This window comes from Emcibacteraceae bacterium (genome assembly GCA_041396985.1).
In the GTDB taxonomy this organism is placed as follows: domain Bacteria; phylum Pseudomonadota; class Alphaproteobacteria; order Sphingomonadales; family Emcibacteraceae; genus Pseudemcibacter.
Genome location: JAWKXO010000006.1, coordinates 67,833 through 93,759 on the forward strand (window position 1 = coordinate 67,833; position 25,927 = coordinate 93,759).

Sequence of the window (25,927 nt, forward strand, 5' to 3'; positions counted from 1 at the left end):
AATGGCAGAGAAACTATTAGGTAACAACTTTACCCCACCAGACGTTAGAGCAAAAGTAACAGGCGCCAGCAAATATTCGGAAGATGTCCGTGTTGATGGTATGTGCTATGTAAAAATGCTCGGCAATCCGATGCCCAGCTCCAATGTCACTATTGTTGATACTTCAGAAGCTTTGGCCATGAAAGGTGTGCTTGGAATATTGACAGAAAATGATGTTCCGCCTTCTTCTCCTCCTAGCTATCCAATCCTGACCAGCAAGCCAAGACAGCTTGGTCAGCCAATTCTTGCAATTGCCGCTGAAACCGAAGCGATAGCTGCAGAAGCTCTTGAAAAAATTAAAGTAAATTACGAGGCACAACCTTTCAGCCTTGACCCTCTTCAAAGCCTTTATCCTGGCGGACCAAATGCCCTTGATGAAGGAAATATTTCTGGAGGACGCTCTGTTCCTCTTGGTGTTCTGAAATGGACAGCCCGTGATTTCGCAGAAGCCGGTGAAACCAGACTTCCAATGGGTGAGGCCCCTGAAGAGTGGTCTGTAGGTGATGTTGAAGCAGCCTTCAAGGATGCGGCCTTTATCATAGACGAACCCTTTGTTGTTGCAAGTTCAAGCCACCAGGCCCTAGAGCCAAGAAGCACATTATCCTATTGGGAAAATGGAAAATGCTTTGTATACGGTTCATCACAAAGCCAGTCATGGATGATGCCAGGTCTTGCCGCCATGCTCCAGATACCTGTTGAAGATGTCGTTTACATTGCGGAATTCTGCGGTGGTGGTTTTGGCGCCAAAGCAAGCCCTTATCCGACAATGGCAATTCCGGCCTATATGTCCAAAAAAATTGGTCGCCCCTGCATGCTTCGCATCACAAGAGCGGAAGAGTATCAAATCGGTGGTTCACGTCCCGGATTCCAGGGTCAGCTGAAAGTTGGCTTTGACAAAAAAGGGAAAGTAACAGCGATAGACTGCTACATCGTTCAATCCGGCGGCCCAAGCAACGGTTCCGGCGACCATACGGCAGCAGCAGAGGCGCTGGCGCTTGTTTATACACCAACAAACATGCGTTTCCGTGGTGTTCCGGTCGTTACCAATAAACCAATGCATATTTCACAGCGTGGCCCTGGTCAGAACCAGATCGCGTGTATTATGGAACCCTTTATGGACCGCGCTGCCAAGCAGCTGGGCATAGACCGTATCATGATCCGTGAAATTAATGCACCTGATCACGATGTTGTTTTCTCTGACCGTAAAAGTACTGTTACCAGTTCCTATATTCGCGATGCCCTGATTATGGGTTCCGATAAATTCAAATGGAAAGAAAAAATTGCCTTAAGCGGTAAACGCAATGGCAATAAGGTCATCGGCATTGGTGTCGGACAGGCCTATCACTCAGCCGGTTCGAACGGTTTTGATGGTCTAGTAACCATTCGTCCAGATGGCAAACTTCACATCCATTCCGGTGTTGGTAACCTAGGAACATATTCATATGCATCCGCATCACGTATTGCTGCGGAAACATTGGGCTGTTCCTGGGAAAACACTGTTATCGAACATGGTGACAGTCGTCGCGGTCTTCCTTGGGTTCTTGCCCAGTTCGGAAGTAACACGACCTTTACCACAACAAGAACCAACTTTGCTGCGGCAAATGATGCCAAACAAAAGCTGAAAGAAATTGCTGCAATGGATCTTGGCGGTGCTGCGGATGATTATGAAGTGGACAATGAAACGGTCTTCTTAAAATCTGATCCGTCAAAAGTCATGACCTTTGCACAGGCCGCTACACGGGCAATTGAACTCGGCGGAAAGTATGACGGGCACGAATTCCCGGATGAACTGAACGCCGTGACAAAAGCCGCGATGCCGCTTGTGGCCGGCCTTGGTCTTTGTGGTGTTGCCAAAGATAATATGCCTAAGAAAGGAACGGTTCCTGCACTCGCAACGGGCTATGCCATGATTGAGCTTGATACCGAAACCGGTAAGTACGAGATCCTGGAATATACAGCGTTTGTTGACTGCGGTAGTGTTATCCACCCACAAAGTCTTGAACAGCAAGTTCGTGGCGGTGGTGTTATGGGCATGGGAATGGCCGCGACTGACCGCATGGTTTATGACCCGCAAAACGGTCTCTGTGCAACAGTTGATCTTTACCATACAAAACCGCTCACCATTCTTGATATTCCAAGCAATGTTGAGGTCGGTGCGGTGAATAAACCTGATCCGCAAAGCCCTGCAGGGGTTAAAGGTGTTGGTGAGCCGGTGATGGGTTGTGCCGCTGCTGCTATCTTAAGCGCTATTCAGGACGCCACAGGCCATAGCTTCAACCGTACGCCGGTTGATCCAGATATGATTGTCAATGCCATGGCTGGCAGACCGCAATCATTTAAACCTTTACAAGTAAATATATAGGAGGGCACGAATATGAAAGATATGATGCCAAACTTTAATCTGGTTCAACCAACTGACCTTGCAAGTGCAATCAGCCTGCTTACAGATGCCGGTGAAAACGGCTGGGCGATCGCTGGTGGACATGACAGTCTTGACTGGTTCAAGGACAGGATCAAAAGACCAACAACCGTTGTGGACCTTACAGGGATCGACTCTCTTAAAGGGATTCGTGAAACAGCGGATGGCGGCGTTGAAATTGGTGCTTTGACAACGTTAACTGAAGTTGAACTAAACCCAATTATCAAGGAAAAATTCGGTCTGCTTGCTTCAGCAGCAGGACGTGTGGCCAGCCCGCAAATCAGAAACAAAGGCACAATTGGCGGCAACGTCAGCCAGGATGCCCGTTGCTGGTATTATCGTAGCGGTCTTGACTGCTACCGTGCCGGTGGCAACACATGTTACTCCGACACACCGGAAGGAATGAACAGGGAACATTGCCTGTTCGGCGCTTCACGCTGTGTGGCTGTGTCACCATCTGATACAGCGGCAGCACTGGTATCCCTTGATGCCAGCATGGTTATTCAGAACAGCTCTGGCGAAAAAGTTGTTGCCGCAACTGATTTCTTCATCGGTCCGGCAATTGACATTGAGAATATGACAATTCTGAAACCTGGTGATGTTCTGACCGCCATTCGTATCCCTGCAACATGGGCAGGCGCAGAGTTTTATTTTGAAAAAGTGGCTGACCGCAATTCATGGGATTTCCCACTGGTCAATATTGCCGCGGCAATCAAAATGAACGGCAGCACAATCGAAGATATCCGCATTACCTGCGGCGCTGTTGAGTGTGTTCCCAAACGTCTGAATGTTGTGGAAGATATCGTCCGCGGTAGCGAGCGAAACGAAGATACAGCAAATCTTGGCGCTGGTGCAGCGGCACGCGGTGCTGTTCCGCTCAACTATAACCACTTTAAAATTCCACTTATGGAAGGTCTGGTCCGCAAGGCCATCAGAGGATAATTTAAAATGGATATACTCCGCTATACGCGTGATATGTACGGACAGGAAACGTTGCAGGGAATCTCATGGGATCTCCTGCCCGTTTTTGCCGGTGTAGCCGCCTTAGTGATTATTGCGCATTTTACTTATCGCCTGATGACGGACAAGAAAAAGTAAAACTATAAAAATAATTTTATTAAAGCCTTCCTGAATTTCAGGAGGGCTTTTTTATTGCCATAAAGAATGCAACTGGCTAACATCCAAATCATGATCCCATATGGAAAACAAGATATAAATCAGGAAGATATCGACGCCGTGATTGAGGTGTTGAAATCAGACTATATTACTCAGGGCCCCCGCGTTCCGGAATTTGAGCAGTCATTGACCGATTATACAGGTGCCAACTATGCAATAGCGGCAAACAGTGCCACATCTGCCCTGCATATTGCCTGTCTTGCACTTGGTGTTGCTAAGGGGGATATGGTCTGGACATCCCCTATCACATTTGTTGCTTCCGCAAACTGCGCCCTTTATTGTGGTGCTGACGTTGATTTTGTCGATATTGATCCCACGACATATAATATGTCGCCTGAAAAGCTTGAAGAAAAACTCATCAAGGCCAAACTAAGTGGCACACTGCCAAAGGTTGTCATACCCGTCCACCTTTGTGGACAGTCCTGCGAAATGGATCGCATCAAAAAACTGTCTGAGCAATATGGGTTCAAAATAATTGAGGATGCATCGCACGCCGCTGGCGGCGAATATAAAGGCGAACCAGTTGGTAACTGTAAATATTCGGATATCACCATTTTCAGTTTTCATCCTGTCAAAATCATTACCACCGCCGAGGGCGGCATGGCCATGACCAATGATGCCGGACTGGCTGAAAAAATGATGCTTTTTAGAAGCCACGGCATCACCCGTGATACGGGACAGATGACGGAAGAAAGTCATGGCCCATGGTATTATCAGCAGATTGAACTGGGCTATAATTACCGACTGACAGACATACAGGCGGCCCTCGGCACCAGTCAGATGAAACGCATTGATCAGTTCATTAAAATCCGTAATGATCTGGCCGACAGATATGATCAACTTCTTGCCAATCATCGTTTAAGCATTCCAAAGCAGCATAGGGACTGCTATTCAGCACGGCATCTTTATGTCATAACCGTGCATGATAAAAATAAACATAAATCAGTTTTTGAAAAAATGAGAATGTCCGGAATTGGTGTAAACCTGCATTATATTCCCGTTCATCTCCAGCCTTACTATAAAAGTCGGGGCTTTAAAGAGGGTGATTTTCCGGTTTCCGAAGATTATTATTCCCGTGCCATCAGTCTGCCGCTTTATACTAAGCTTACCCACATTGAGCAGGACCAGGTCATAAATACCCTGCTTCAGGCAGTGATGTAACATATACAGAACCGTCTTTTCAACACTTAGAAAATTATGTCAGATAATTTCAAGTCCCATGATATTCACCGCACAGCATTTCCCGTTTCCGGCCATATCCAGGACGTTTTGACATAATAAAACCAACATCATTTAGACCACGTCGAACGAAGCCGGCAGCAGTGAAAGTAGTCACTTTAGAACTCTGACTTGAAAGCCGGGCCATTTCTTTAAAAACTTTATCGCTCCACATATCAGGGTTTTTGCTGGGTGCAAATCCGTCCATAAACCATGCATCTACAGTTTCATTTATTTTGGAAAGTTCCGCTGCACTGTCACCTTCCAGCAATCTGAATTTTACCCGGCCTTCAAATAATGCCATTTCTGCTGATGGATAATTTACCAAAAACGCCTCTTTATATTTTGAAAGCTCGGGCCAATGAACTGCCTTTAGAATTTCTGCCCGTGTCAGCGGGTATAGCTCTGTTGCCATATAATTGAGAATTTGGTCCTCGCTACTATGGTCGAGCCAGAGTTTCAGACAGTTAAAAAAATTAAGCCCGGTACCAAACCCCAGTTCACATATGGTAAATTCCTTCTTTCCAATCCAGACCTCCGGTGCATTGATCCCGTCCAGAAAAACGGCTTTGCTTTCAGCCAGACCATCTTCAACTGAAAAGTAAATGTCATTAAAGTCAGCTGAGTATGGGACATTATTTCCTTTCCAGTCTATCACTGCCTGTTACTCTTTTCTCTGATAAATCCGGTTGCTGATCACCTTCGTTCCCAACCACATCAGCCAGGTCAGTAATATTGAAACATAGCCATCAATGGCGTAATGCCAGCCAAGATGGATTGATCCTATCTCGATCAGCACCAAATAGATCAGAAAGATATACCCCGCTTTTCTGTTCAGTTCCCGCGCCGTAAAATAGAGGAGCGCGGCGATTGCAAGATGCATGCTTGGCATTGCCGAAATACCCGTTCCCAGCTGTACTTCAGAACTTTTATAGGCATCCCAAAGATATTCCTGGGTATCAAGGGCATAAATATAAAAATAATTGTCTTTAAGGGGTTCATTAATTGATTTTAATAGCGTCATCAGCGGTTCAAAAATGCTGTTATCGCCAGTAATTCGTCCGTAATATACCGGCCCGGCAGAAGAAAACATAATCGCTAAAACCGATCCGATCACGATCCAGGTCAGGAGAAAGGTCAGTAAAAACTGAAATCTGATTTTGCCATAATCAACGCTGACGATCATCCAGAGCACGAAAAAAAACATCACCCCAAACCAGAGATTATAGACAAAATTTAAAAAGAGGGTGGCATAAGGTCCCCCGAATATGGCGAAGGTTATTTTCCAGGGATCAAAGCCAAAATGGACCATCCTGTCAATTGTCATGAATGTCCGGTCCCACGTAAAATCATGGATACGATAAATATTTGATTTGGTTGCCGAGAAAAGTGAAAAAAATGGCGGCAAAACCAGCATGGGCACCGCAACATTTATGAGGAAACTTTTGTCAAAAGCACGATTGATAAAGTCATTTGCAATAACCTTAAGCCCTTTTTCCACAAACGGTCGTCGCGTGTATTTGACGAAATAAACCACGGCCTTGATCAAAAGTATATTTATCAGGCTCAAATAGAGCATTGATGAATAAATAGACAGTCGATAATAGTCGAGCAAACCGAATTGGCGGAAAATCAGATAAACACCGAAAGCATATAACAGTACAACCATGACAATAAGGCTATTTACCTTAAGGTCTATTTTTCTGAACATATTATTTTCTTTCATCATTTCTTATTCTCATTCATAGATCAGAAAATGCCGGATGATATTTGATCTGACCTGACACCTTGCTCAAACTTCCCGGTATCAGTTCCATTGCCATAAAACATTCTGGCGGAACCCCCTCATAAGGACACAAAAGTCCATATTCCGTTGACGGCTTAAACCCGAACCGTGGATAATATTCTGCATGGCCCAGCAAAACTACAGCCGGAAAACCCAATTCCAGGCATTTATTAAGTCCTTCTTTGATTAACGTAGTGCCGATCCCTTTATTCTGATGTTCTGGTAACACCGCAACCGGGGCCAGTCCCATAATTTTGAAATTCTCATGCCCGGTAATTTTCACGGGCGAAAACATGATATGCCCGACAATTTCATCATGCAGTTCCGCCACTAGTGAAATAATGGGCGATGCTTTTTCCCTCAGCGCTGAAACAAGCTTGGCTTCCCCCTCGCCCTCAAAGGTCGCCAGCAACAAATCGTTTACGGCTCCGAAATCACTTTCCTTTTCTGTTCTGATTTTCATATTTTTCAATGGTCCGGCCTATCATGCCACTGGCAATTTTAAATTCTGTCGCTATTATATTGATTAAAACAGCAAGGGGTTAAAAAAATGAAAATACTAAAAATATTTCTTCTACTCTCAATAGGGTCAATTTTCAGTTATGCGCATGCCGAGACTTATGACCTGACTGTGCAGCCGGGCAACGTCTATAATATGGCGGCATTTCGTATGTGGACGCCGGACGCAAAAAAATTCCGCGGCATTCTGATGCTGAACCCGGGATCAAATGGTGATGGCCGACCGCAGGTTGAGGACCAGTACTGGCAGGATTTTGCCAAGAAGCATGACTTTGCCCTGTTGGCCACATTTCTGACCGATCACAAGCATCCCAATATGATGATTGAAGATTATATTCAGGTTGGCAAAGGCAGCGGCCGGGCGATCCTTGATGCCATTGATCATTTTGCCAAAGAAAGTGGCCATGAGGAACTGTCCTACGCACCCTTCCTGTTGTGGGGCATGTCGGCTGGAGGCGAAATCAATCATGAAATCGCCAGCTGGCTACCTGAGCGGGTCATTGCCTATGTCGTCAACAAGGGCGGATATTATTATTCATCCGTGCCGCCGGAAGCGACCCGCCAGACACCGGGAATATATTTCATCGGCCTTACCGACCTGCCGTCACGTAATAATATGATAAAAGGCATGTATCTGACCAACCGCCGTGCCGGAGCGCTCTGGACACTGGCGGAAGAAAAGGGCGTTGCTCATGAAGTGGCGGGAAGCCGTGATCTCGCCGTTCTTTTTTATGAGGAAGTGATGAAAAAGCGCCTGCCCGATAATGCCATGGGCTATAAAGCCCTAAAACCGGTAAGCGAAGAAATGGGTACTGTCGGTAATATCTATACCCATAGCATAGAAAAGCCAGCTGAAGGCACCCGCAAGGAAGACACTACCTGGCTGGTATCAGACAAATTTGCCAAAGCCTGGCAGACGTTCGTCACCAAAGAGAGAGAATAATTTAAAGTGGGGCCAGCTGTTGCCTGACCAATTTGGTCCAATAGCTGGCCCCAATTTCAAGAAGATCATCGTCATAATCATAATAAGGGTTATGAAGCGGCGGCTGATCAGCGCCATCCCCGGCCCCCAGCAATATAAAACTTCCGGGTACATGGCTTAGAAACTGGGCAAAATCCTCGGAACAGGCGCACGTTTCACAAGTTGAGTTGACCCTCTCCACACCGACAGTTTCAATGGCGGCCCTCACTGCCGCGTTGGTTTCGGTGCCCGCATTATCAAGCACAATAAATTCATGGGAATATTGAACTTCGCCTGAAACATTATGGGCATCGCATATGCCACGGACGACGTCCCGCATTCTATTTTCAATTCTGGTCTGGACCTTTGGGTCAAGGGCACGAACATCGCCACTGATCGTTACGTTCGAGGGGATAATATTTCGGGCACCATCGGTCAGAAATTCTGTAACCGAAAGCACGCCCCATTCCTCCGGTCCAAGGGAGCGTGAAATAATTGTCTGGAGGGCAGTGACAATTTCTGCACCGGCCACCAACGGGTCTCGGGTCATATGCGGCATTGATGCATGTCCGCCCTTCCCTTTTATCTCGATGACAAAATTATCTTCTGACGTCATCATCTGGCCAGGTTTTATTGAGAAGTGTCCTTTTTTAATTCCCGGCATATTATGAAGCCCGTAAACCGCATCCATTTTAAAGCGGTCAAATAATCCGTCTTCCATCATCGCCAAAGCGCCGCGGCCATTTTCTTCCGATGGCTGAAAAATAAAAAATACCGTACCGTCAAATCCACCTTCAGTGGCAAGCTGCTTTGCCGCGCCAAGCAGCATTGCCGTATGGCCATCATGACCACAACCGTGAAAAACACCGTCATTCAATGATTTATGGTCACACTCCCCCATTTCCTGAATGGGTAAAGCATCCATATCAGCACGAAGACCAATCGAATTATTTGACGATCCGCTTTTAAGCACACCGACAACACCGGTCCGACCTATTCCCACATGGGTTTCAATGCCAAATTCCTTTAAACGTGAGGCAACTTTGTCAGCCGTGCGCAGTTCATTAAAACCAAGTTCGGGATTTCGGTGAATATCATGGCGCCAGTTTTTCATTTCATGGGCGAGATCATTCATTTTCTTATCCCTTCTTTCTTATCCCCTGCCGACAGACAATTATACCGCTGATAATCAGCGTGCCGCCAATCAGATGATAAATGCCAAGTGCTTCTGAAAATAATATCCAGGCCAGTATAGCCGCCACCATCGGCTGGATCAAAAGACTTACAGAGCCAAAGGCCGCCGGAAGGTGGGCAAGGGCATAAACAATCATACTTTGACCCACAACATGGGTAAACCAGGCAAGCGCCAGCAGCGGTGCCCAGCCTGCCAGCGTATCCGGCATAAAATTACCGCTTTCATTCAGCGCAATGGGAAGCAGAAAAATACTGCCAAAAACAGCTGTTCCAAAAACGATTGATACGGTTGAATATTTCTTTCTCGCCCGCGAATTGGCAATCATATAACCGGCATAGGCAAAGGCCGTCATAAGGCCCAGAAAGTCACCAATCAGATGTTCGGGGCTAAGTTCAATACTGCTGCCCATCAGCGACATCGCCCCAAGCAGCGCCAGTATCATGCCACCAACAAAAGTACGGCTGAAGCGTTCCCCAAAAAACAGAAAACCACCCACCGCTGTAAAAATTGCGGCCATATTGGCTAGTAATGTTGCATTGGCAACCGTCGTCAGACGCACCGACCAATGCCACATGGTCAAATCTAGGGAAAAGAAAAAACCGATTATAATAAAAGGCTTCAGCTCCTTAAAATTAAGAGCCGGGGTTGCGGCACCATTATTTTTGCGAATGTCATACAATTGCCAGGCAACCATAAGCGGAAGCGAAAGGGCCAGCCGCCAGAAGGCCGCCGATGTCGGGGTTACGCTGGCATACCGCATAAATATGGGAGATGTTCCAATGGCCACCCCGCCAATCAGAAGCGATATAAAAGCCGTCATATTTATATGACCGGCGGCATTTTCCACTTGTTCCGACACTTGTCCCATCGCCCTCAAAATATTGTGTAATATTCTCAAGTCATGTGATAATCTACTTTTAAAGTGATGCCTACTTAAAAAACAAAAAATAATACAGGAATAATAATGGCAACCATAAAATCTTATGCGGCGGAAGACCTCGCCGATATTAACACACCACTGCTTTATGATTACTGGTATGTTGCGGGATTGGGCAGCGAATTTACCCGGGAGCTTAAGGAGCGTACAATTTTAAATCGCTCGCTCGTGCTTTACCGTGATGAAAATGGTAACCCTGTTGCCCTCCAGAACCGCTGCGCCCACCGCTCATTCCCGCTTGACCAAAGTACACTGGAGGAAGGCGGCATTCGCTGCCGCTACCACGGCATCAAATATAATCATGACGGTAAAATCATTGATGTTCCCTGTCAGGATAAATGCCCGCGCACTGGCATTAAAAAATATAAAATCAAGGAAATCGGCCCGCTTGTCTGGGTCTGGATGGGCGATAGTGCCGATGCCGACGAGGCGGATATCCCTGAACTTCCGGTCCATGATATGAGCAAATGGACCCATGTTGTCGGCAAATATAATTATATGGAAGGAAGCTATATCCTGCTTCATGAAAATCTCTGTGACTTGTCGCATTTGCCTTACCTTCATGCATCAACCTTCAAATTTCCGAAAGAATATACGGCCGCCCCGATCAGAGTTGAGCAACATGGCAATCAGGTCACCTTTTACCGCCAGCTCGAAGACTGGAATATGCTAAAACCCTTTTTTCATCCAAAACTGGACTTTGGTAATCAAAAAGTTCTTTATAAATCAGGCGGCAAATATGTCTCACCCGCCACCAATAAAGGTTATGGACTGCTCATTCCCGTTGATGAAAAAGGTAATGAACAACCGGCCGTCGGTCATTATGTAAATCACTACCTGACCCCGGAAAGTGCGCGGAGCTGCCATTATTTCTGGTTCATTGCGCGAAATTATGCGCTCGATGATAATGACTACAGCAAAAAGCAGGGTGAAATGGTCCAGGCAGGATTTGACGAAGATGTTTATGCCATCAAATTATTGCAGGCGATGTTTGAACGCGATCAGCATGATTACAGGGAAATCGGCATCAAAGCCGACAAACCCGGCGTCATCATGCGCAAAATTGTTAAAAGCCTTGCGGGCGCTTAAATATTGGTAGTACATTCCATCCCGGTAAAGCTTTTGCTTGTTATTTGAAACTATTGTATGATGCACCCTCAAGGCATTGCAATAATTGATAAATAAATGCCTGTGACTATGGGAGGGTGGAATGTTCGTAGCAAGTATGAAACTGTTCCTGATAAAATGCCGGAATATAGTTTCGGCAAATAATTCTTTTAACATTTTTTCCGTCCCCGACATCAGTTTTATAACAGAAAAAATATATTACCGCGGCAGTATTTATGCTTTGCCGCGATCTTTTTATTTCGGCCTAAAATTTAATAAAGACGATAACAACAGGAGAATAAAATGACTGAAGAATTATACTGGTTAGTTTTAACCACCCTGATGACAGCCTTGTTCTGGCTTCCTTACGTTCTAAACCGTATCATTGTTCGTGGCCTTATGGGAGCCATGGGCAATCCTTCACCCGATGACAAACCGGAAGCCGCCTGGGCAATCCGCGCCCACGCCGCCCATAACAATGCCGTTGAAAATCTGGTTCTTTTTGCACCACTGGTGCTTGCCACACAAATGCTCGGTGTCGGCACGCCGCTTACGGCAACAATGTGCATGCTTTATTTTCTGGCCCGTCTTGCTCACTACATTATTTATGTACTGGGTATTCCGGTGGCACGGACACTCGCCTTCGCGCTTTCATTCGTTGCCGAACTGGTTCTTGCATTAAACCTTCTGGGTATGATGTAAAAAACGCTTTAATCCTAAAGGGCGGGAAAAGTCATTTTACGCTTAACCCGCCCGAACACGAAGCTGGAATCTATAGCGCCGACACCTGGAATGGTCGATATTTTTTCACGGACAAATATTTCATAACTTTTCAGATTTTCACTGACCACGTGAAGCAGATAATCGGATGTCCCGGTCATCAGGTAACATTCCATAACCTCATCCAGATCAGCAATACCATTTTCAAAGGACTTAATACACTCTTCTGAATGTCGCTCAAGCCGTATATGGATAAATACGCTAAGCGCCAGACCATATTTGTCATGATCAACCAGTGCCGTGTAGCCGGTTATTATACCCTCATCCTCCAGTTTTCTGACACGGCGCAGACAGGGCGATGGTGACAGTCCCACCCGGTCTGCCAGGTCCTGATTACTTAACCTGCCATCCTGCTGTAAAGTCCTAATAATCTTACGATCAATTGCGTCCATTTTAAATTCCTTGGCATTTTCTGCCAATATTTAACTATATATAAGCAAAATACGCAAGCACATTGCTTCGAATTTTTGCTATAATTGCTTCAATTAATCAAAATGAAGTTTCAGGAGAAAACACATGACATCCGGCAATGAAAATAAACTCGGCTTTGCCACTCGGGCTATCCACGAAGGATACGATCCCGCAACATCAGACGGGGCATTGGTCCCTCCAGTCTATATGACATCCACTTTTGCTTTTGAAACGGCGGAACAGGGCGGTGACATATTTGCCGGTGAAATCCCGGGTCATGTCTATAGCCGCATATCAAATCCGACCCTTTCTCTTCTCGAGCAACGCCTGGCGAGCCTTGAAGGGGCTGAAGCGGCCATGGCAACGGCCTCCGGCATGGGGGCTATTACCTCTACTTTATGGACTTTACTTGAGCAGGGCGATGAAATCATTGTTGATAAAACGCTTTATGGATGCACATTTTCCTTCTTCCGGCACGGACTGACCAAATTCGGTGTCAGCATCAAACATGTTGATATGAAAAATCCTGAAAATATCCGGGGGCAAATTTCCGATAAAACCAAAGTCATTTATTTTGAAACACCGGCCAACCCGAATATGCGCCTTGTTGACATTGAGGCAGTCTGTAAAATCGCCAAAGAGCATAATATCACCACCGTGGTTGATAATACCTATGCAACACCCTACCTGACACGTCCTATCGCCCTTGGTGCGGACATCGTCGTTCATTCAGCAACAAAATATCTGGGTGGTCACGGTGATCTGATTGCCGGTATCATTGCCGGGTCAGATGAGATAATTACCCGCATTCGGCTTGAAGGGGTAAAGGATATGACCGGTGCCGTGATGGCCCCCCTCACCGCATACCATATTATGCGCGGACTAAAAACACTGGAAATCCGTATGGACCGTCATTGCAGCAGTGCTGCAAAAGTGGCAGAAATGCTGGAATCGCACCCTGCCGTTGCCAAAGTTTATTATCCGGGTCTTCAAAGCTTTGAGCAGCATGATGTTGCCGCCAAACAGATGAGCAAACCCGGCGGCATGATTGCCTTTGAACTTGTTGGCGGACTTGCCACGGGCATGCGTTTTATGAATGACCTTAAACTGATCAAACGCGCCGTCAGCCTCGGTGATGTGGATACGCTTATCCAGCATCCGGCCAGCATGACACATTCAACTTATACTCCGGAGGAGCGTGCCGAACATGATATTTCCGATAGCCTGGTCCGCATTTCCATTGGCCTTGAAACACCGGAGGATATTATGCAGGATTTAAGATCAGCCCTTGATAATATTAAATTATCAGCAGTGGAAATTGACAGAATTGTCGCATAATAAAAAAAGGCCTGTTTTATAAACAGGCCTTTTTCATTAACAGAATTTGATATTAGAATTTTTTACCTATACCGGCACCAATGATCCATGGATCAATTTTTACATGGGCAGTAACCGCACCGCCATTAATGCTGGCATCAGTTCTTAGGAACAGTTTCTTAACATCAACGTTAAGGAATGTATCTTCAGCAATTTCAAAATCCGCACCAGCCTGTAATGAGAAACCAAAGCTGTCATTCAGATTAAAGCTCGTAATGGCTCCACCGGCTGCTTTTTCACTATAGAAAAATGTGTAGTTTACACCAGCACCAAAATATGGCTTAACGCCGGTATCTGTTTGAACGTGGTATTGCAAGGAAAGTGTCGGAGGCAACAACCATGCGCTACCAAGGTCAGCGGACGCCCCAAGAGCCGTTCCAACACCAACAGCATTATGTTTTGTTGTTGCTGCAATCAGCTCCAGACCAATATTGTCAGCAATGAAGTATGTGAAGTCGACTTCTGGTACAATTTTATTATCAATATCCACTGTACCGCCAATAGATGTGGTTGCACTTGCATCCGGTGCTACATAAATACCGCGTGCACGCACAAACAGATCACCTGCCTGCTGTGCAGAGGCCATTTCAGCTGAAATCATTGAAGCGGCAAAAAGTCCAAGACCCGCTAGTAATTTTTTTGACATTTTAATTCCTCCTGTCAGTTTTTGTTAAGCCATCAATACGATTATTAGCGACTTAAAATCTTTGACCGGGGTCAATTAACTTGCAATAATTGTCTCTACTAAGGGAAATTATCAAAAATAAGAAAATTCAATCCGGATCAGAAAGAAAAAAATGATAAAAACACTCTCTGTTCTTCAGATCGGCGCCTCAATGGATGGCACACAGGCGACTCTGGATAAAATTCTGGGCTATGAGAAAGAAATCATGGCTGCAGGGTCAGATATTCTGGTTTTGCCGGAAGCCATTCTCGGCGGATATCCCAAAGGGGAAAGCTTTGGCACCCAACTTGGCTTTCGGCAGGAAAGCGGAAGAATAAGTTATCAGAAATATTTTGATCAGGCCGTTGAACTCTCCGGTTCTGAAATATCAGAGCTTTGCTCATTATCTGCACGGACGGACACAGAAATCGTTGCTGGCGTCATCGAAAAGTCTGGATCCACTTTATACTGCACGGCTATTTTTATTGACCCGGAATTGGGGCTTACCCATAAACACAGGAAGTTAATGCCGACCGGTTCCGAACGACTAATATGGGGTCAGGGTGACGGCTCAACCCTGCCCGTCGTTGAAACACCTGCCGGCAAGGCGGGTGCCATCATTTGCTGGGAAAATTATATGCCTTTGCTTCGCACCGCGATGTATGCCAAGGGTATTGAAATCTGGTGTGCGCCAACCGTTGATGCACGGCCCGTATGGCAGTCCACTATGCAACATATTGCCCTTGAAGGGCGCTGCTTTGTCGTAAGTGCGTGTCAGTATCAGCCATCACCAAAGGCACTGGGACTGGAAATTCCAAACTGGCCCTTGGATGAAGACCTGATCAGTGGCGGCAGCGTTATATTCGGCCCGCTTGGCGAGCGCTTGGCAGGTCCTTTATTGGGAAGCGAAGGTCTTATTTCGGCAACCATTGATTTAAATGAAATCGCTCGCGCCCGTTATGATATGGACGTGATCGGGCATTATGCACGTCCGGACATTTTTGAACTTCGCGTCAATGAAACCCCGCGTCAGTCCGTCACACTATTTGTCGATGATAATGAGGATAACCAAGTTTAATTGACAGAATTAATAATTCAACGTTACTATCAATCAGGCAATGATGCTGATTTGGGAGCTTTAAGAAATGACTGAATTCTGCAATATAATGTCACAATCAGAGAATGAAATTGAAGTAGCAGACGGGGTATTTGTTCGAAGACGAAAATTCTTAATTGGCGGACTGTCAACATTTGCTCTTGCCGGACTTATGTCATCACTTCCATTGCGAAAGGTTTTTGCCCAATCAGGCGCCTTATCTTATGAGCAGTTCTTATCGCTCGCCAACCCATTGGCAAAATCATTGGTTGGTGACACCACCACCGAAGGACAGGATCAGTATCTTCATTCGCTCGCCGCAATAGCCGCCAAAATTGATAGTGTTCCCGAGCCGGCCGCCTGGAATGACAGCACCCAGAGTTTCAAACCAGGTACGGACATTGGCTTTACCCCGGGCGGGGAAGGTTTTACCGTTCTTCACTGGCGCATGGCCCCTAACACCCGGATCCGCCTTCACCGCCATGATTACGGCAATGTTGTCACTGTCGGGCTTGGTGGCGATGCCCGCGTTGAAAATTATGAAATTGCTGATGAAAATCAGGACTATGTACCTGGAAAAACCTTCCGGGTTCGAAAAACTGTTGATCAGCAATTAACTCCGGGCAATATAAATCTGGTTTCACTCGACAGAAACTACATTCACGGCTTTACCGCCGGACCGGACGGTGCCCATGGACTGGACATCACAACACGGATTAAACCGAAACCGGACCATGGCACCCCTTATCTAAGCGTCAGCAATAAGGCGACGGACGAAGTCAGGCAAATCTATGAGGCAGAATGGGAAGAATAAACCCCTGCTTTAACCTGGCAGATTTGCAATTATTTCATTTAAATGCGCCATAGCCTCACCTGTCGGGCCGGGATAATCGCCCAGTATTGGAGTATTCCCCATATACCCAATATCCGTCATACCTTCCGGGCTGGTGAAATAAGCGCCAAACACCAATGTACGAAGTTTGGCAAAGAAAAGAACAGCATGTTCAAATTCAGGGTCGTCTGCTTTGGCAGAATAAGCAATATCATCAATAATCTTATTCTGATCATCAGTGCCAGCATCCATAAATCCCTTTTTAAAGCGGCGATTTGCTTCATCATCCAGCCACTGAAGCCCGTTTAAAATAAGCTCCCGATCATTATGCTGCGCTTCATACGGTGCGCTGACCCATTCGTCAATGACGTCCGGAACACCAACCTCCACCGCTGATGGGCCATTGTCATCTGCCGGACAGATTATATCGCTTAAGTGCGCCATCAGATTTAGCTGGTTTTTATCTAAGGTTAGGGACCAGGGCGTTGTCGGGTTTAACATATCCGGATCCTGGCCATATTTGGGCCCTGTAATTCGGCCAAACTTCATATTGGGCCAATTACTGCCATTTTTTACTTCCGGCAGTTCGGGGGCTGGTGCATCACATGATACAACAACACCGCCAATCACAACATAGGTCGTTAATGACCCCAGCCATTTCAGGCTGTCCCGTCGGTTTATTCTTGAAATATAATTTTTACTCATAGCTGACCTCCCTTAATTTTTGCGGCAAGCTCAGTGGCATTTTTCATCGCCAGAGTAAGGATGGTAATGGTGCAGTTTTTATGCGGGTTTGAGGCAAATACCCCTCCATCCATGATGTAAAGATTTTCCACATCCCAGGTCTGCCCCCATTTATTGGTGACAGAGGTTTTCGGGTTATCCCCCATTCTTGTCGTGCCAACCTCATGAATAATCTGCCCGCCAGCAAGGATCGCTTCTTCCGGTTTTCGTTTGGGTGATGTGACATATCCACCCATGGCATTAATAATCTTTTCCCCCCATTCCAGGCCGTGGGCTGTCTGGTTAAGTTCTTCCTCCGACCATTTCCAATGAAATTTAAGAACCGGAATACCCCATTTATCTTTTACATCCGGGTCAATTTCGCAGTAACAATCGTCGCTGACCACCATTTCCCCGCGCAAGGCAAAGGTAATATTGCTGCCATATTCATCCCGGACCGCCTGTTTTGCCGATGTCCCATAGCCATCAACATTGGCCCCGATACCCATGCTTGGCGCTTCAAAGCCACCATCAATTTCAAGGTGGTAGCCGCGTTTGAAATTGACACTGCCATTATCCTGACCTTCATAATCCCACCATGGAATATAAAGATGATTTCCGGCAAGCCCGTCTTCATTATATCTTGGCCGTCCTTTAAGCGCCGGAATATGCCCGCTTATATCGGCACCGGTACTGTCCATGAGGTTACGACCCACCTGACCGCTTGAATTGGCAAGCCCGTTTGGAAATTTTTCACTTTTTGAATTAAGCATCAGGCGCGCTGTTTCACAGGCACTGGCGGCCAGAATAACCACCCTTGCATCAACACGGACATCCTCTCTGGTTTTTCTGTTTACAAAAGTCACACCGGACGCCTTGCCATTCTCATCAAGATGGACTTCCTTAACCATTGCATCCGTCACCAACCTTAAATTTCCTGTATCTTTCGCCCATGGAATAACCGATGTTGTCGTCTGGAACGCGGCCCCGATGGCGCATCCACGCCCGCAGTGAGTGGCATTGAAGCAGGCTTCCCTGTCCCCAATCGGCCGGGTCAATACGGCACGGCGCATCGGTACAATAGGAAGACCCAGTTTATCACAAGCTGCCTTTACCAATAGTTCATAAACCCGCGGCTGGGCATGCGGCTGCAATACACCTTCACCAGAATCGGGTACATCATAAATGCCCGGATTATTGCCGGAAACACCCACCAGTTTTTCACATTGATCATACCATGGCTGAACTTCTTCATAATCAAGCGGCCAGTCAACACCAAGGCCATCATGGCTGAACGGTTTAAAATCCCGATCATTGAAACGGGGAACATAACGGCCAAAATGATTTGTTCGCCCCCCCAGCATCCTGGCCCGCCACCATAAAAATTCCGTTCCGTCCGCTTTTGTATAAGGCTCGCCCGGCACTGTCCAGCCGCCGTCCACAGTACCGTCATAATAACCGAAATCCTTATCTGATGTGCTCACCCCCCTTAATGGGGCCTGATGATTTTCCATAAACATTGGTGTTTCAGTCACCGGATCATAGTCTCGTCCTGCTTCAAGCATCAATACTCGAATACCTGCTTCAGTCAGAATGTGGGCTGCCATACCACCGCCCGCACCTGAACCGACGATGACAACATCATATTCAAAACCTTCAAATGTAGCCATAACTTCTGTTCCTCCCTTACCTTTCCAAAACTATAAACCATATCAAGCGAATTGACAGCCCCTAATTGTCTGATTACTCTGAAATAAAAATATTCATTTTATAGGGAGCAATAAATTGAAAAAAATCACAATTATTTCAGCACTCTTTTTTGCAGTTTCATTGGGGCTGGCTTTTGCGCAAATGGTGCCGGAGCCGAGAGCGACCGAAGTCTGGGGCAAAGAGCCGGTAAAAGTAACCCCGGGTGAAAATGGCTCCCCACCATCTGACGCGATCATTCTGGATCATTCGGCATGGGAAAGCATTGATGGCGGTGAAAATAAATGGGATAATAAAGACGGTGTGATAACCATAAACCCCGGCACAAAGGATATCAGAACGATACAATCCTTTGGTGACGTGCAGCTTCATATAGAATGGCGTATTCCAGAACTTGGTCCGGAATTCAAGGATCAGGACCGCGGCAACAGCGGTGTCTATTTGCAGCAGTTTTATGAAGTTCAGGTTTTGGATAGCTACACCAACAAAACCTATAATAACGGTCAGGCGGGATCACTTTACAAACAATATATCCCGCTTGTAAACGCCACTAAGCCGGCCATGGAGTGGCAGACTTATGATATAATTTATACGGCCCCACATTTTGGAAAAAATGGAACAGTAATCAGCCCCGCCCGCATGACAGTGCTTCATAACGGGGTTCTGATCCAGAATAATGTTTCCCTATTGGGGCCAACCGTCTATATCGGTGCGCCGGTCTATGAACCCCATGGTAATCTGCCGATTTATTTACAGGATCATAATCATAAAGTCAGCTACCGCAATATATGGGTCAGGGAACTTTAACTTTTATCAGTGTGGGGGAAACCATAGAAACTATTCTAAAAACAGCAACAACTGATGATGAGGATGCGATCAATGAAGTGATCAGGGCATCCTTTTCATCACTTCTGACATCAAAATATGACGATATATCACTTTCAGCGGTTCTCCCGCAGATAACAAAAATAAATCCTATCCTGTTATCCTGCGGTACATACTATATTCTCAAAAACAAACAGAATAAAATTATGGGCTGTGGCGGCTGGACCCATGAACAGCCGGGGACTACCGAGCGCATTATTGGAGAAGCCCACCTTCGGCATTTTGCCACCCATCCGGATTTTATCGGTCGCGGAGTCGGACGGACCATTTTTGATCATTGTAAGGTGATGGCAAAGCAGGGAAATATCCATCGGTTTATGTGCTACGCCACGCTGAATGCTGAAATTTTTTATAAATCCCTCGGTTTTAAAACAGAAAAGCCAATGAATATCGACCTCGGGGAAGGACTGTCCCTCCCCGCGCTTTTAATGACTGCCGAAATTTAATTTTAGGGCTTTTAATTTTCCGGCAGGTTACCAGACCGGTTAACCGCTTCCTTACCATTATAAATAAGCCGCGTCGACCAGGGGATCGGATTTCGTAGAGCATAATGGGCCATGCAGCCACCTTCCGCCTCGCTTAAAAGATCCATAATCTTTTCTTCTGATTCAGGGCTTTCAATAATGACATGAGTTTCAACCATGTCACAGCCCCCTTCCGTCATATAGCCGTGATCACGCATATGACCAAGATTGGTTCTGAATTTAATCCGCTGTTCCAGCTTCAGGCTATCCACCTGAATTTTACGCGCCGTTAAAATATCGGTTAAATGCGTCATCAGACAAAAGCCAATCCCCGCCGCAAAAAAAGCAAGCGGCGGCGGTGCCGTATCCTCTCCCACCGGTGGTTGCTCATCACAATATAATTTCACCGGACTAAAGCCTGGAATATTTACGGACACCACACCTTTCTTGGATTGCATTTTGCCGGCTTCCGCGACCAAATTCACATCAAAGCAATATGGTTCGGGGTGACGCGCTTTTTTGAACGGCCCCACTTCAAACTGTGTTGGGGCAATTGGCTCTTCGCTTCGCTCTCCAACGTGGTAAAATTTTTCTTCTGACATTTTATTGCTCCCAAATGAGTGATGAAATTAATCAGATATTACATCAATTTATTTGATGAAACCCGTCAATATCATTATCATTTTAGAAAAAATTGCCGTTTTCAATCATATTTTGATAATTTATGGAGATATCCACCATGATCACAGAACAGGACAAAAAGATTCTCGAAACATTACAGGACCACGGCCGCATGCCGATCGTTGAACTGGCCGCAAAAACCAATATGTCAGAATCAACCTGTCTTCGCCGCACCAAAAGTCTTGAGGAAGTTGGTATCATTAAAGGATATGCCGCCATACTTGACGCGGAAAAGGTCGGGTTTGACGTGATGGCCTTCGTCCAGGTCAGCATAAACCAGAATACGGAAGCCGCTTTTGACAGCTTTAAAAATGCCGTTCGTGCATCGCCGAATATCCTTGAATGTTATTCGCTTTCCGGCCCTTATGATCATTTAATGAAGGTTATTGCCCGCAATAATAAGGAACTTTCACATTTCATTTTAAAAACCCTTAAAACCTTCCCCGAAATTCGTGATGCCCAGACTTTATTCGTCCTTCATCAGGTAAAGCATACAAATTCGCTACCCATTGAACTTCTTTGAAATTACCTATTTTTGACAATTGAAATTAATTTGAAAATACCAAAAAGCTGTGTAATTCTGCGTTTATGGAAAGAACGATAAGAAAACGCTATAATATGGGTGGCTACAGCGAGTATGATCTCGTTAATCCGGATCATATGATTGAAGCAATGTGGGTGCAGAAAACGCCATTAAGTGCGCCTATTGGCGGCATCCATCATCTGGTTCCGGAGACGACGGTTAACATTGCTATTTCAAGATTGGTCAACACCCGTGGCTCTGCATCATCAGTGGCCGCATTTGTTTTTGGGCCTCTGAATAAACCGTTTACCTTTAAATTGGTTCCCGGCCATCAGATCATGGCCGCAAGAATTAAGCCAGAATGGATTTCTAATCTGATTGGAATATCTTCGGAAGAATTGTTTAACAAAATAGTCGATTTAAGGGACATATCGCACACCTTAAATGATCAATTATTATCCATTCTTGATCAGACAAGCTCAGAAATCGAAATAATTCAAAAGCTGTACCATATATTAAAAAATCACCATGGATTAAAATCTGAAAAATATAAACTTTCAGATTACGGAAAAAGTGCCATTGAACTTATCCGCAAGTCAAACGGTCATATTAGCCAGTCTCAGCTTACAAATTACTTTAACATTTCCGATCGGCATCTCAGAAGAACAGTATCGGATTTGACAGGGTTTAGCCCAAAGGCACTTTGTAGAAATATAAGATTTCTCAGAACTCTTGAATATTCTGACAGGTCATCAAAAATTGACTGGGCCGACTGTGCTGTAAAATTTGGATATTATGATCAGGCCCATCTTATAAATGAGTTTAAAATGCTCACTCACCTTACTCCCAACCAACTAATGCAGACAAGAAAAGCCGAGTCCGTTTTTTCCAATTCAGCCCTATAAAATTCTGATAATTCTTGCAAAAAACATATGCAAGGAGTTTATGATGAGGATTTATTATCTATTTTTTATGGCTACTTTACTTGTTCCTTTTTCTGGATATTCTGAAGTGGTTTCTTTCAATGACAAAAATTGGACATTCTCCGGCGAGATTACAAAAAAGGTAACTTATGCTGGCCAGGATGCACTATATATTTCCGAAGGAAGCGCAGTTTTAAAAAATGCAATTTTTGAAGATGGAATTATCGAAGTGGACCTGATTTTTCCAGATGATCAGCGTGGTTTTTCAGGTATTACATGGCGGATGCAGGAAGATGATTCTTACGAACATTTTTACATTAGACCACACTTAAGCAAACAAAGTGATGCCAGCCAATATACTCCTGTCTTTCATGGCGACACTGGATGGCAACTCTATTTCGGGCCACAATATTCCGTGGCACTTGAATTTAAATATAACACCTGGATGCATTTAAAAATTGTTGTTGCCGGTGATCAGGCTGAAATTTATCTGGATAGCGAAAAACCGGTCCTATACATTAATGATCTAAAAGCCGACCTGCCAGCCGGTGGCATTGGTATTTCAAGCACATTTGCACCTGCCTATTTTGCCAATTTTTCATATGAGAAAATTGATAATCCTCCATTAAAGGGGAGCCCAGAACCAACACCTAAACTACCGGAAAATCTAATAACAAATATAAATGTCTCAGATGTTATTCCGGACAACATAAAATCCCCTTCAGAGTATAATGGACAATGGACTAGGATAAATATGGAAACCAATGGCGCGTTTAATATTTCCCGTTTCCGTCAGCGAAGTGCCAACCATAACACGGTTTTGGTAAAAATGACTATCAGTTCTGAGTATGACACGACCAGAAAATTTTCATACGGATATTCTGATAATGCCGTCGCCTATATCAACAATACACCGCTCGCCGGAGGGACCAATGTCTATCAAAGCCGCGATTATCGTTATCTTGGTACAATTGGCTTGTTTGATGATATCTATCTTCCCCTGAAGAAAGGGAAAAATGAGATTTACTTTGCAATTTCAGAAGAATTTGGTGGCTGGGGTTTTATGGGAAAATTTGAGAATATGGATGGTCTTACTCTGGAATAATTATAAGCCTGGTATTTACTTTTGGCCTGCCATGTGATTTATGAATTTCCATGGGAGTACATGGCAAAAAAATAATAAAAATCAATAATAAGGAAATAAGACACCTGTGGCTAAACACGACCGGTCTGGCAAATCCTCCTGTCGGACCGGTTATTTTACCCAAGATAATAAAAGAGCTTGGCTTTGTTCAGATTGACACCATTCAGAATGTCACACGTGCCCATCACCATATTCTATGGAGCCGAAACCAGAATTATCGTGAAAGAATGCTTGATCATCTCTTAAAAAACAAAAAAACAGTATTTGAGCATTTCACCCATGACGCATCTATAATTCCGATGGAATATTATCCGATGTGGACAAGACAATTTGTTAGATTAAAAAAGTGGCTTGATAGCTCAGAAAGATACCAATCAATTCTTGCCCATGCCGAACCGGATGAAATCATATCTCGTATCCGTAAGGAAGGACCACTTTCCACCCATGCGTTTGACAGTCAAATTCAGGGAAATAAAAAAATGTGGTCACGACCACCCCATAAAATAGCCCTGGATTATCTGTGGTATTGTGGTGTGCTGGCCACGTCGCATAGGGAACAGTTCAAAAAATTCTATGATCTTTCAGAACGCGTCATCCCCCATAAAATCAGAAATCAGAAACATTCAGATCGCGAGCAGATCGACTGGCTCTGCAATGCCGCCCTTGATCGTCTTTCATTTGGCACAATAATGGATATACAGAAATTTTGGGATGCCACCACACTCGATGAAGTTAAGAAATGGCATTCAAGAAACCCGCTGATCCCGATAAAATGGCAAACAAGTGACGGAGCATGGATAGACTCATTTGGCCATCCCGACATCGAAAACCGGCTGGCAGAAATGATCAAACCATCTTCACGGTTGAGAATTATTAATCCATTTGATCCAGCCATCAGGGACAGGGTTAGACTTAAAAACCTGTTCGGGTTTGATTATAAAATCGAAATTTTTGTGCCCGCAACAAAGCGTGAATGGGGATATTATGTTTACCCGCTTCTTGAAGGGGACCGTTTTGTGGGCAGGATAGAGCTTAAGGCTGACCGTAAGATTGGAAGTCTGAATGTGATTAATTTCTGGCCGGAACCGGGAGTAATTTGGGGGACCGGGCGAAAAGAAAAACTGGAAAAGGAGCTAAATCGGCTGGCAAAGCTGATCAATGCCGATAAGGTGGCTTGGTCTGTCAGAAACTAAAAAACCAGACAGACCAATATGTTATTTCAATAATTATTTTGCTAGTACGTTGGAATCCTCGAACTTCCCGCTGCTTTGTTTTACCCGCTCGCCAACAATAATTTCATCGCCCGCGAGAGTGATTTCCATAAAATCATGGGCAACCGTCAGCGGGCCTGTGTAATAAGGCTTGGTATCCATTTCAAGTTCCTCTGCCGTTGTGCCAGGTGGAATAATATGAGAATAAACGGCCATACGCGGCTTTGTTTTTGCAAAAACCAGTCCCGCCTGTTCAGGTGTCGAATGGACTGACAGACTGACATTGGCAAGATTGGCTTCTTTCGTGGCACCGGGGGATGGTACCTGCACTTCATGGATCAGCAGATCGACATCTTTACCTTCTTCATTAATTCTGCTTTTTTCTGTGGAACGGGTATCCCCGGAAAAGAGAACAGAATGACCCTTATACTCAATTCGGAAGCCGAGCGTTTCACCGCGAAGTCCCAGCAGTTTACCGGTTTTAACATCAATCGGCATATGCTCCACCGGGAAAGCTGTAATTTTAATACCATCCTTGTTAAAAATGACCCCTTCGGAAACTTCATCAACAATCAATTCTGTTCCTTCTTTCGGCACCCCGACCATCACTCGGTAATCAACGTCCCATTGATAAGCTCTTCTGATATTTTCCATCATATCCTTGATGCCAACGGGCCCCTGAATATGCAGGGGAACGCGCCGTCCAAAAAGCCAGCCGCTAAGCCAGGCACTGGAAATGCTGACCGTATGATCAAAATGAAGGTGGGTGATCAGCAAATGATCAACACCGGAAATAGCGGCAAAGCCACCCGCTTCAAACAGCCGTTCCCGCATACCCGGTCCGGCGTCAACCAGAATTTTATGATCCCCCGCTTCAATATAAATGCTGGGCCCGTATCTTTCTGTTGACGGGCGTGGTGCTCCGGTCCCCAGAAAAGTAAGTTTCATGACATCATTATCAGGGGAAACTTCATAAGTCTGCGCCAATGCATTATTGCCGATAAAGGAAAAAAGTATCAGGCAGGTAAAATTTATTATTCTCTTCATTTTAAATCTCAATCTGAAATGGTTTGATTTATGCATATTAATTGAGTAAATTTATTATATGCATATGCATATAATTTATATATACAGATAAAAATTTAAACT

At 45.2% G+C, this 25,927-nt stretch carries 27 protein-coding genes; 16 read left to right on the forward strand and 11 right to left on the reverse strand.

Features of this window, described 5'->3' with window-relative positions; all coding sequences use genetic code 11:
• The first annotated feature begins 1 nt into the window (after position 1).
• From R3D86_14680 to pseC, 4 genes are all read left to right on the forward strand, one after another.
• Positions 2-2,401 (forward strand): xanthine dehydrogenase family protein molybdopterin-binding subunit, encoded by a 2,400-nt coding sequence (locus R3D86_14680; protein MEZ5759463.1) that lies wholly within the window; start codon positions 2-4, stop codon positions 2,399-2,401.
• 12 nt (positions 2,402-2,413) lie between these two features.
• On the forward strand, positions 2,414-3,400 hold the full coding sequence (locus tag R3D86_14685; GenBank protein ID MEZ5759464.1) for a xanthine dehydrogenase family protein subunit M: 987 nt from the start codon (positions 2,414-2,416) through the stop codon (positions 3,398-3,400).
• Positions 3,401-3,406: 6 nt separating this feature from the next.
• On the forward strand, positions 3,407-3,556 hold the full coding sequence (locus R3D86_14690) for a hypothetical protein (GenBank protein MEZ5759465.1): 150 nt from the start codon (positions 3,407-3,409) through the stop codon (positions 3,554-3,556).
• A 66-nt stretch (positions 3,557-3,622) separates the two neighbouring features.
• A complete protein-coding gene (pseC, locus tag R3D86_14695) occupies positions 3,623-4,795 on the forward strand; it encodes a UDP-4-amino-4,6-dideoxy-N-acetyl-beta-L-altrosamine transaminase (protein MEZ5759466.1) in 1,173 nt (390 codons plus the stop codon).
• Between the two features lie 49 nt (positions 4,796-4,844).
• Here pseC and mnmD read toward each other — a convergent pair whose 3' ends face one another.
• The 3 genes from mnmD to R3D86_14710 are packed head-to-tail and all read right to left on the reverse strand — an operon-like array spanning position 4,845 to position 7,101.
• On the reverse strand, positions 4,845-5,510 hold the full coding sequence (gene mnmD / locus R3D86_14700; protein ID MEZ5759467.1) for a tRNA (5-methylaminomethyl-2-thiouridine)(34)-methyltransferase MnmD: 666 nt from the start codon (positions 5,508-5,510) through the stop codon (positions 4,845-4,847).
• Between the two features lie 6 nt (positions 5,511-5,516).
• On the reverse strand, positions 5,517-6,581 hold the full coding sequence (locus R3D86_14705) for a phosphatase PAP2 family protein (GenBank protein MEZ5759468.1): 1,065 nt from the start codon (positions 6,579-6,581) through the stop codon (positions 5,517-5,519).
• Positions 6,582-6,594: 13 nt separating this feature from the next.
• Positions 6,595-7,101, reverse strand: a complete 507-nt coding sequence (locus R3D86_14710; protein MEZ5759469.1) for an N-acetyltransferase — start codon at positions 7,099-7,101, stop codon at positions 6,595-6,597.
• 87 nt (positions 7,102-7,188) lie between these two features.
• Between R3D86_14710 and R3D86_14715 the strand changes: the two genes are divergently transcribed.
• Positions 7,189-8,100, forward strand: coding sequence for a hypothetical protein (locus R3D86_14715; protein ID MEZ5759470.1), 912 nt, complete (start codon positions 7,189-7,191; stop codon positions 8,098-8,100).
• A 1-nt stretch (position 8,101) separates the two neighbouring features.
• On the opposite strand, the gene R3D86_14720 is transcribed toward R3D86_14715, so the two are convergent.
• Positions 8,102-9,253 (reverse strand): M20 aminoacylase family protein, encoded by a 1,152-nt coding sequence (locus R3D86_14720; GenBank protein MEZ5759471.1) that lies wholly within the window; start codon positions 9,251-9,253, stop codon positions 8,102-8,104.
• Between the two features lie 4 nt (positions 9,254-9,257).
• Positions 9,258-10,172: a DMT family transporter gene (locus R3D86_14725; protein ID MEZ5759472.1), complete on the reverse strand. Its 915-nt coding sequence runs from the start codon at positions 10,170-10,172 to the stop codon at positions 9,258-9,260.
• Positions 10,173-10,277: 105 nt separating this feature from the next.
• Between R3D86_14725 and R3D86_14730 the strand changes: the two genes are divergently transcribed.
• Together R3D86_14730 and R3D86_14735 are read left to right on the forward strand one after the other, a co-directional pair.
• Positions 10,278-11,339: an aromatic ring-hydroxylating dioxygenase subunit alpha gene (locus R3D86_14730; GenBank protein MEZ5759473.1), complete on the forward strand. Its 1,062-nt coding sequence runs from the start codon at positions 10,278-10,280 to the stop codon at positions 11,337-11,339.
• A 321-nt stretch (positions 11,340-11,660) separates the two neighbouring features.
• Positions 11,661-12,059, forward strand: a complete 399-nt coding sequence (locus R3D86_14735; GenBank protein MEZ5759474.1) for an MAPEG family protein — start codon at positions 11,661-11,663, stop codon at positions 12,057-12,059.
• A 14-nt stretch (positions 12,060-12,073) separates the two neighbouring features.
• Here R3D86_14735 and R3D86_14740 read toward each other — a convergent pair whose 3' ends face one another.
• Complete coding sequence (locus tag R3D86_14740; GenBank protein ID MEZ5759475.1) at positions 12,074-12,529, reverse strand: Lrp/AsnC family transcriptional regulator; 456 nt, start codon at positions 12,527-12,529, stop codon at positions 12,074-12,076.
• Positions 12,530-12,653: 124 nt separating this feature from the next.
• Here R3D86_14740 and R3D86_14745 point away from each other — a divergent pair, with 124 nt between their 5' ends.
• Positions 12,654-13,886: a methionine gamma-lyase gene (locus R3D86_14745; GenBank protein MEZ5759476.1), complete on the forward strand. Its 1,233-nt coding sequence runs from the start codon at positions 12,654-12,656 to the stop codon at positions 13,884-13,886.
• Between the two features lie 52 nt (positions 13,887-13,938).
• Here the strand turns inward: R3D86_14745 and R3D86_14750 are convergent, their stop codons facing one another.
• Positions 13,939-14,571, reverse strand: a complete 633-nt coding sequence (locus R3D86_14750; protein ID MEZ5759477.1) for an OmpW family protein — start codon at positions 14,569-14,571, stop codon at positions 13,939-13,941.
• 151 nt (positions 14,572-14,722) lie between these two features.
• Between R3D86_14750 and R3D86_14755 the strand changes: the two genes are divergently transcribed.
• Positions 14,723-15,667, forward strand: coding sequence for a carbon-nitrogen hydrolase family protein (locus tag R3D86_14755; GenBank protein MEZ5759478.1), 945 nt, complete (start codon positions 14,723-14,725; stop codon positions 15,665-15,667).
• A 67-nt stretch (positions 15,668-15,734) separates the two neighbouring features.
• Positions 15,735-16,499 (forward strand): hypothetical protein, encoded by a 765-nt coding sequence (locus tag R3D86_14760; protein MEZ5759479.1) that lies wholly within the window; start codon positions 15,735-15,737, stop codon positions 16,497-16,499.
• 9 nt (positions 16,500-16,508) lie between these two features.
• On the opposite strand, the gene R3D86_14765 is transcribed toward R3D86_14760, so the two are convergent.
• Positions 16,509-17,222, reverse strand: a complete 714-nt coding sequence (locus R3D86_14765; GenBank protein MEZ5759480.1) for a gluconate 2-dehydrogenase subunit 3 family protein — start codon at positions 17,220-17,222, stop codon at positions 16,509-16,511.
• A complete protein-coding gene (locus tag R3D86_14770) occupies positions 17,219-18,910 on the reverse strand; it encodes a GMC family oxidoreductase (protein MEZ5759481.1) in 1,692 nt (563 codons plus the stop codon). Before R3D86_14770 ends, R3D86_14765 begins: the two co-directional genes overlap by 4 nt.
• A gap of 115 nt (positions 18,911-19,025) precedes the next feature.
• On the opposite strand from R3D86_14770, the gene R3D86_14775 reads away from it, so the two are divergent.
• Positions 19,026-19,754 (forward strand): DUF1080 domain-containing protein, encoded by a 729-nt coding sequence (locus tag R3D86_14775; GenBank protein MEZ5759482.1) that lies wholly within the window; start codon positions 19,026-19,028, stop codon positions 19,752-19,754.
• The gene (locus R3D86_14780; GenBank protein ID MEZ5759483.1) at positions 19,736-20,278 is read left to right on the forward strand and encodes a GNAT family N-acetyltransferase; all 543 of its coding nucleotides are present in this window, start codon (positions 19,736-19,738) and stop codon (positions 20,276-20,278) included. The genes R3D86_14775 and R3D86_14780 overlap by 19 nt, the downstream gene beginning before the upstream one ends.
• 11 nt (positions 20,279-20,289) lie before the next feature.
• On the opposite strand, the gene R3D86_14785 is transcribed toward R3D86_14780, so the two are convergent.
• Positions 20,290-20,898, reverse strand: coding sequence for an OsmC family protein (locus R3D86_14785; GenBank protein MEZ5759484.1), 609 nt, complete (start codon positions 20,896-20,898; stop codon positions 20,290-20,292).
• A gap of 137 nt (positions 20,899-21,035) precedes the next feature.
• On the opposite strand from R3D86_14785, the gene R3D86_14790 reads away from it, so the two are divergent.
• From R3D86_14790 to R3D86_14805, 4 genes are all read left to right on the forward strand, one after another.
• Positions 21,036-21,500 (forward strand): Lrp/AsnC family transcriptional regulator, encoded by a 465-nt coding sequence (locus R3D86_14790; protein MEZ5759485.1) that lies wholly within the window; start codon positions 21,036-21,038, stop codon positions 21,498-21,500.
• A gap of 65 nt (positions 21,501-21,565) precedes the next feature.
• A complete protein-coding gene (locus tag R3D86_14795; protein ID MEZ5759486.1) occupies positions 21,566-22,405 on the forward strand; it encodes a helix-turn-helix domain-containing protein in 840 nt (279 codons plus the stop codon).
• Between the two features lie 40 nt (positions 22,406-22,445).
• Positions 22,446-23,528 (forward strand): hypothetical protein, encoded by a 1,083-nt coding sequence (locus tag R3D86_14800; GenBank protein MEZ5759487.1) that lies wholly within the window; start codon positions 22,446-22,448, stop codon positions 23,526-23,528.
• A 50-nt stretch (positions 23,529-23,578) separates the two neighbouring features.
• Positions 23,579-24,760 (forward strand): crosslink repair DNA glycosylase YcaQ family protein, encoded by a 1,182-nt coding sequence (locus tag R3D86_14805; protein ID MEZ5759488.1) that lies wholly within the window; start codon positions 23,579-23,581, stop codon positions 24,758-24,760.
• Positions 24,761-24,793: 33 nt separating this feature from the next.
• On the opposite strand, the gene R3D86_14810 is transcribed toward R3D86_14805, so the two are convergent.
• Positions 24,794-25,825: an MBL fold metallo-hydrolase gene (locus R3D86_14810; protein MEZ5759489.1), complete on the reverse strand. Its 1,032-nt coding sequence runs from the start codon at positions 25,823-25,825 to the stop codon at positions 24,794-24,796.
• Between the last annotated feature and the right edge of the window lie 102 nt (positions 25,826-25,927).